We start from the raw sequence: 5,693 nt of genomic DNA, 5'->3' as shown, positions 1-5,693 counted from the left end.
ATAACGGAGTTAACCTCGTCCCTGTCGTTCCAGTCGTAACTGAACCCAGGTGCGATAAAGCCAGGACAGACTGGGTCTGACCAGAGGCAACCCAATCAACCAGGCCAGCGGCTTGAGCCGGGGCACCCGTTGCATCAACAGAATATAGGCGTCCAGCTCGGAACGTACTTCTCCGTCTGCGGTTTGTACATGCAGCTCGCGTAACGCTTTGTAGGGGCTGATCCCCAGGCTTAATAACACCTCTTCCCGACCTGTGATATCAAACCAGTAAATATCGTCGCCACATTTACCTGCCCAGCGCTCGTAACGGGCCCTGTCCTTGATACAGCCCTCGCAACTGCCATCGTAAAACACCACCAGCTGATGGCGCGGCTTTTTTCCATCCATCACCATGTCCTCCATGACAAGGGAATCCCATCCATGGAACCCTGAGCTAAGCATAGTCGGCATTAGCCCAGATACCTTTGCATTAGATGTTGTTTGAAGGCGGTGGCATCCAGTGGCTGGCCACAAGCCTGTTGAATCAGCTTGTCGGTATCCAGCAGGCTGGCGTGTTGCCAGATATTGTCTTGTAGCCATTCGAATACGGTGTGCAGTTGGCTTTCGATCAGTTGCTCCAGCGAGCCCTGTTGTTGCTGCATGGCTGCGGCCTGCTGGGCCGCATAGATGGCGCCAAGGGTGTAACTGGGGAAGTAGCCGAAGCTGCCGTCGGTCCAATGAATGTCCTGCAGGCAACCGTCTTTGTCGTTACCTTTGGTGCCGAGCCCCAGATAATCTTGCATTAGCTGATCCCAACGCTCGGGAAGGTCTCTGGCTTCCATTTTTCCTTCAATCAGATCCCGCTCTATTTCGTAGCGCAGCATGATATGGGCCGGATAGGTCACTTCGTCTGCGTCGACCCGGATAAGTCCGGGGTTGACCCGGGTATAGAGTCTCGCCATGTTGTCCGGGGCAAAGGCCGGTTGCGCACCGAAGTGACGCTCCAGCAAGGGCGCCAGTCGGGTGATAAAGGCGGGATGACGGGCCAGCTGCATCTCGAAGAACAGGCTCTGGGATTCGTGTACTCCCATGGATCTGGCCTGACCCACCGGCAGTCGGCGCCAGAGGGTGGGCAGACCCTGTTCATAGCGGGCATGGCCGGTTTCGTGAATGATGCCCATCAGAGCCTGGGCCACATCCTGCTCGTTATAGCGGGTGGTGAGCCGCACATCTTCGCTGACGCCGCCGCAGAAGGGATGAGCGCTGACATCGAGCCGACCATGATCAAAGTCGAAGCCGAGCATCGCCATCACCTCCAGCCCCAGCGATCGCTGTTGCTCTATGGCAAAGGGGCCCTTGGGCTGAAGCAGTGGTTCGCCGCGCTGTTTATCCTGCACCTGGATGATTAGGCCCGGCAGCCAGCTTTTGAGATCGCCAAACAGGGTATCGAGCCGGTCGCTGCGCATGCCCGGCTCGAATTGCTCCAGCAGACTGTCGTAACGAGACAGACCCAGCGCTTCGGCGCGGGCCGAGGCTGCCTGACGAGACAGGTTGAGCACTTCTTCAAACAGCGGCAGATACCCAGCCCAGTCGTTGGCCGGACGCAGGTTGCGCCAGGCATGCTCACAGCGCGAACCGGCCAGTGACATGGCGCGCACCAGATCGGTCGGCAGCATGGTGGCATCGCGCCATTGGCGGCTCATCTCGGCCAGGCTGACCGTCTGTTGCGACGTCAGTGATTCCTGCTTGGCGGCGGCAAAAAAGTCAGCCAATTTCGGATCCTGCAGTTGCTGGTGGCACAGCACTGCCAGGGTGCCCATCGCTTCGGCGCGGGCTTCGTTGCCGCCGGACGGCATCATGGTGGCTTGATCCCAGCCACAAATGGCACCAAGGTGCTGCAGGTGATAGCGCTGTTCGAAGTGTTGGCTCAGGGCGTTATAAGACATCGGCGGTTCCTTGAAGGTGGAAGTCTACCGAGCCGTTGGTATGCGTGAGCTGAAAAAACGAAGGCATGGAAAACAGCAGGCCGGACGGCTCGATAGCGTAAATAGCCGCAGTATAAGCAAGTTAAACAGGAAGTGGAAACGACAAGCCTCGGGGAGGAGGAGATCGGGGCCCGCCGTTGTTAAAAAGGGTACGCTAAACACAAATCCGTTACCAAAAATCAGTCGTTGGGCCCTGCTTTTCTGACTTTATAGATAAAGTAACCGGCATAAAAACTGATCAGCAATGTCGTTGCAATAATCACCAGCATGGACATCAAGCCCACGTCGCTGCCAAACATCAAATCAAGCCAGAATGTCATCAGGTCGTCTCCTTTCGTATGCGCTATGAAGGAATCTTAGCGAGACGGCCCGGCCCCATGCTGATCCTGATCAATAAAGTGAAGAGTCTTCAACCGGATTGAAGAGTCCTCAACCTTGATGGAACAGTCCTCAACTGAATTGATTAATCTTCTACTTTATGCAGGATATAGCCGTCTTGTTCCAGTAACCGGAGCAAGCCATGTTCGCCGTACAGATGCAGGGCGCCGACGACCAGCAAGGCTTTTTTGGGAGACTGGCTCTTCAGTTGCTTCAACCACAAACGGTTACGCGACAGCAGCAATTCCTGCTCGATGAAATGGCTGAGCGTCGGAGATTGCTCGTTATGAAGCAGCGCAAGCAACGCCTGCTCGTCTCCGCTTTGCCAAGTGTCCAGCAACCGCTCGAGGTGTTGTTGCAGCTCGTCCAATTCATCGAGAGTATGTCGCACAAAGTCCGCTTCCAGTTGCCGTTCGGGCAGAGAGGCGAGCAGGCTGAACACTAGATCGGGTGACTCCAGCCCCGAAATCGGCAGCTGTTGCTGCTGGGCCATTCTCATCACCTGCATGTCGACGCCCTGAGCACCGGCAAAGCCGAGGGCCATGGCCCGCGCCTGGGTCAGTTGCAGAACGGCAAACCAGGGAGGCAGATATTTCAGGAGCGACAGTGCCGGTTGATCGAAGTACTGTTCAAGCTGGTTCGCCAGCGGAGCGCCAAGTCGCCGGTGCCAGCTGTCACCGGGTGGCATGCTCAGAAAGGGTGCCAGGGCTGCCGGCGTGACGGTGGCTGGGTCTACTTCCAGAAACAGCCGTTCGCTCTGTTTCAGGCTTTGCAGCAGCGGTGCAGGCAGCGAATCCAGACGCCCATCGGCGATATGAACAGAGCCAAACAACCACAGCTGTTGTCCGGGCTTGGTGGCCGACCACAAGGTCGGAGCTGCCAGGCTGTGACTACTCCAGAGCCATACTAGTAGCAAAGATAATATTTTCATTTTCCCTCGCTGTTTTGTGCTTCGGCTTTGATTATGATGCCGTAATTGTAATTCACTCTAGAACAAGGAATTTATCATGCCCCATTTACGTTTTCGTGGTCTGTCCCGGGATACGGTCAAACAGATCAGTAAACCGCTGGTCGATACATTGTCGCCCTTGATTGGCAGCCCTCTGGATCATTTTACCCTGGAGTTTATTCCCGCCGAATTTGTGGCCAAGGGGCAGGTAGTGAGTGGTTATCCCATTGTGGAAGTACTCTGGTTTGAGCGACCACTGGAGGTGCAGGACAAGGTAGCGGCCGAAATTACGGCGATACTACGGGCTCGGGTCGGCGCCGAGCAGGACATCTGTGTCATCTTCACCAAACTTGAAGGCCGCCAGTATTATGAAAACGGCAGCCATTTCGGTTAAAGGCCTAGGGTCTGTTGACCTTTCGCGGTTAAATTTTGTTCGAGTTAAATGCGTTTTTATCGCGGCGAGAGGGGGGTAGCCTAGCATTCTAAGCAAAGCCCTCTCAACAAAGAGAAAAACGCATTTAGCCGAACCCGAAGGGCAGCGCTGGTGGGGGCTGGCTACTGCGTTATCGCTTATTTATGTAAAGTGACTACGTGGCATAAGCGCTGTCTTGTATCAAGACCCCACAAACTGCTGCAAAAATCATCTCGAAAGGTCAACAGACCCTAACCCCCGGCCTTGAGTAACAGCCGGTCCAGCGCCCGGGCACTGAGCAAGCGGCGCAGCCAGCCCATCATCACAGTGGGCCGGGTAACCGGATAACGTATTTTGGGGCGAGGGCTGGTCAGAGCATGCAGCAGCGGAGCCATACAGGCATCCGGCTCCAGACTGAAACGAGAGCTTGGGCCGGGTTGTTGCAGCCTGGCAAGGGTTTGCCGATAACTTTGCCGGTGACGGCTTTGCTCGACAGCAATGTGACGCAAAAAGGCGGCTTCGGCGTTGGCCCTAAAGCGAGTTTCGATGGGGCCGGGCTCCAGTAGGCTGATATACACACCGCTGCCGGTCAGCTCCAGGCGCAGGGTGTCGGTATAGCCTTCCAGCGCAAACTTGGAGGCGTTATAGGCACCTCTATATTGCATGGCTACCAGCCCCAGTACCGAACTGTTCTGAATGATGCGGCCTTCACCGGCCGCCAGCATGGTAGGCAATACTAGCCGGGTGAGGTGATGGGTACCGAACAGATTGGTGTTGAACTGTTCGCGCAGTGCTTCGGTAGGGAGATCTTCAAGGGCACCAGGCTGACCGTAGGCTCCGTTGTTGAACAGACCATAAATACGGCCGCCGGTCAGTTGCAACGTTTGCTCCACCGCGGTCTCGATACTGGCCTCATCGGCCAGATCCAGCTGAACCGCGTCCAGTCCTTGTTGCTTCAGCGAGGCAACATCAGCGGATTGTCGGGCCGAGGCGATGACCCTGAAGCCTTTTTCCTTGAAAAAATGGGCTGCCGTGTGGCCGATACCGGAAGAGCAACCGGTGAGCAGAATGTTTTTGGACATCGATGACTCCTGAATAGCGAAAGACTCACTCTGCCTGTTGTCGGATGGGGCTACAAGAAGGGAAAATGGCTGGCATAGCTCCTCTTGGGCTCTCATCAGGAACTGCCGCTTGGGAGGTGCTGTGTTTGTGGCTGTAGATCATTGTAAATCAATGGATTAAGTTTGATAGTCAGGATGTTTACATCAGTAATGATGTTGAGAAGGAGGGCTGGATGACGCAGTGCACGGGAAGGCAGTGATAAAAACAATGGCGTCCCCAGCAGGAATCGAACCTGCAACTAAGTCTTAGGAGGACCTTGTTATATCCATTTAACTATGGGGACGGATAGTAAGTCGATATTACATTTTATCCTATTCCAAGCACAAGACACCTTGGGTTTGAATGAGTGTAAATTAACCAGAAAAGCCATGTTAACTAGCTTTAAGTAAGATCAATCAACTATTTATAAGCTAGTTGTGCCTTGGTGTCGTTCTTGGCGGTTCGATATCGTGCTGGCGGCGCCAGCTTATACCGGCGCAGTGAGTCTCAGCTCCGGTTACCATTACATGTGCTTTGCAATATCAATAAGAGCCAGCTTGCTCGTCGATCCAGAAGGTGAGCGATATAAGAATAGAAGACGGGACAGTAATAGCAGCGATCTTTCTGGTCATTTCTTATGCTGATAGTGCCAATGCGTGAGTTTTCTGCGGGTAATATAGAGGTTTAGTAGTTATTTTGCTGTGATTGTGAGCAGTTGATCGCCAAAGCCTTATTTTTATCAAAAAAGCCCTTGCGTAAAATCAGTCGCTCCCTATAATGCGCATCCACTGACACGGGGCAACCGGCCTACGGTCACAAGCAGAAAGAGAACATCATTCAGCTTGACGAATTCAAAGTGGGGTGTATAATTCACTCCCTGACCTGAAAT

The 5,693-nt window shown here is 54.2% G+C and carries 6 protein-coding genes and 1 tRNA gene; 1 reads left to right on the top strand and 6 read right to left on the bottom strand.

The annotated features are described in order from the left end of the window. Window positions 1-9 precede the first annotated feature (9 nt). The 4 genes from UN63_RS16605 to UN63_RS16590 all read right to left on the bottom strand — a co-directional run bounded on the left by UN63_RS16605 (window position 10) and on the right by UN63_RS16590 (window position 3,273). Window positions 10-387, bottom strand: a complete 378-nt coding sequence (locus UN63_RS16605) for a thiol-disulfide oxidoreductase DCC family protein (protein ID WP_104488603.1) — start codon at window positions 385-387, stop codon at window positions 10-12. 62 nt (window positions 388-449) lie between these two features. Then, window positions 450-1,925, bottom strand: a complete 1,476-nt coding sequence (locus UN63_RS16600) for a carboxypeptidase M32 (RefSeq protein ID WP_104488602.1) — start codon at window positions 1,923-1,925, stop codon at window positions 450-452. 218 nt (window positions 1,926-2,143) lie between these two features. Further along, the gene (locus UN63_RS16595) at window positions 2,144-2,284 is read right to left on the bottom strand and encodes a DUF3149 domain-containing protein (protein ID WP_104488601.1); all 141 of its coding nucleotides are present in this window, start codon (window positions 2,282-2,284) and stop codon (window positions 2,144-2,146) included. A 143-nt stretch (window positions 2,285-2,427) separates the two neighbouring features. Next, window positions 2,428-3,273, bottom strand: coding sequence for a TraB/GumN family protein (locus UN63_RS16590; RefSeq protein WP_104488600.1), 846 nt, complete (start codon window positions 3,271-3,273; stop codon window positions 2,428-2,430). 76 nt (window positions 3,274-3,349) lie between these two features. Between UN63_RS16590 and UN63_RS16585 the strand changes: the two genes are divergently transcribed. Continuing rightward, the gene (locus tag UN63_RS16585; protein ID WP_104488599.1) at window positions 3,350-3,685 is read left to right on the top strand and encodes a DUF1904 family protein; all 336 of its coding nucleotides are present in this window, start codon (window positions 3,350-3,352) and stop codon (window positions 3,683-3,685) included. Window positions 3,686-3,954: 269 nt separating this feature from the next. Here UN63_RS16585 and UN63_RS16575 read toward each other — a convergent pair whose 3' ends face one another. Together UN63_RS16575 and UN63_RS16570 are read right to left on the bottom strand one after the other, a co-directional pair. Next, window positions 3,955-4,785, bottom strand: coding sequence for an SDR family oxidoreductase (locus tag UN63_RS16575; RefSeq protein WP_104488598.1), 831 nt, complete (start codon window positions 4,783-4,785; stop codon window positions 3,955-3,957). Between the two features lie 248 nt (window positions 4,786-5,033). Then, window positions 5,034-5,108: transfer RNA gene (locus UN63_RS16570), tRNA-Arg, on the bottom strand. Window positions 5,109-5,693 lie beyond the last annotated feature (585 nt).

The organism is Oceanisphaera arctica (assembly GCF_002936955.1).
Taxonomy (GTDB): Bacteria; Pseudomonadota; Gammaproteobacteria; order Enterobacterales; family Aeromonadaceae; genus Oceanimonas; species Oceanimonas arctica.
Note: the sequence above shows the minus strand (reverse complement) of the source record. Positions and strands in the feature narration are given on the sequence as shown.

Bases quoted from the DNA above. Each gene is read 5' to 3' on its own strand.
- UN63_RS16605 (WP_104488603.1), bottom strand. From the start codon at position 387: ATGGATGGAAAAAAGCCGCGCCATCAGCTGGTGGTGTTTTACGATGGC.
- UN63_RS16600 (WP_104488602.1), bottom strand. From the start codon at position 1,925: ATGTCTTATAACGCCCTGAGCCAACACTTCGAACAGCGCTATCACCTG.
- UN63_RS16595 (WP_104488601.1), bottom strand. From the start codon at position 2,284: ATGACATTCTGGCTTGATTTGATGTTTGGCAGCGACGTGGGCTTGATG.
- UN63_RS16590 (WP_104488600.1), bottom strand. From the start codon at position 3,273: ATGAAAATATTATCTTTGCTACTAGTATGGCTCTGGAGTAGTCACAGC.
- UN63_RS16585 (WP_104488599.1), top strand. From the start codon at position 3,350: ATGCCCCATTTACGTTTTCGTGGTCTGTCCCGGGATACGGTCAAACAG.
- UN63_RS16575 (WP_104488598.1), bottom strand. From the start codon at position 4,785: ATGTCCAAAAACATTCTGCTCACCGGTTGCTCTTCCGGTATCGGCCAC.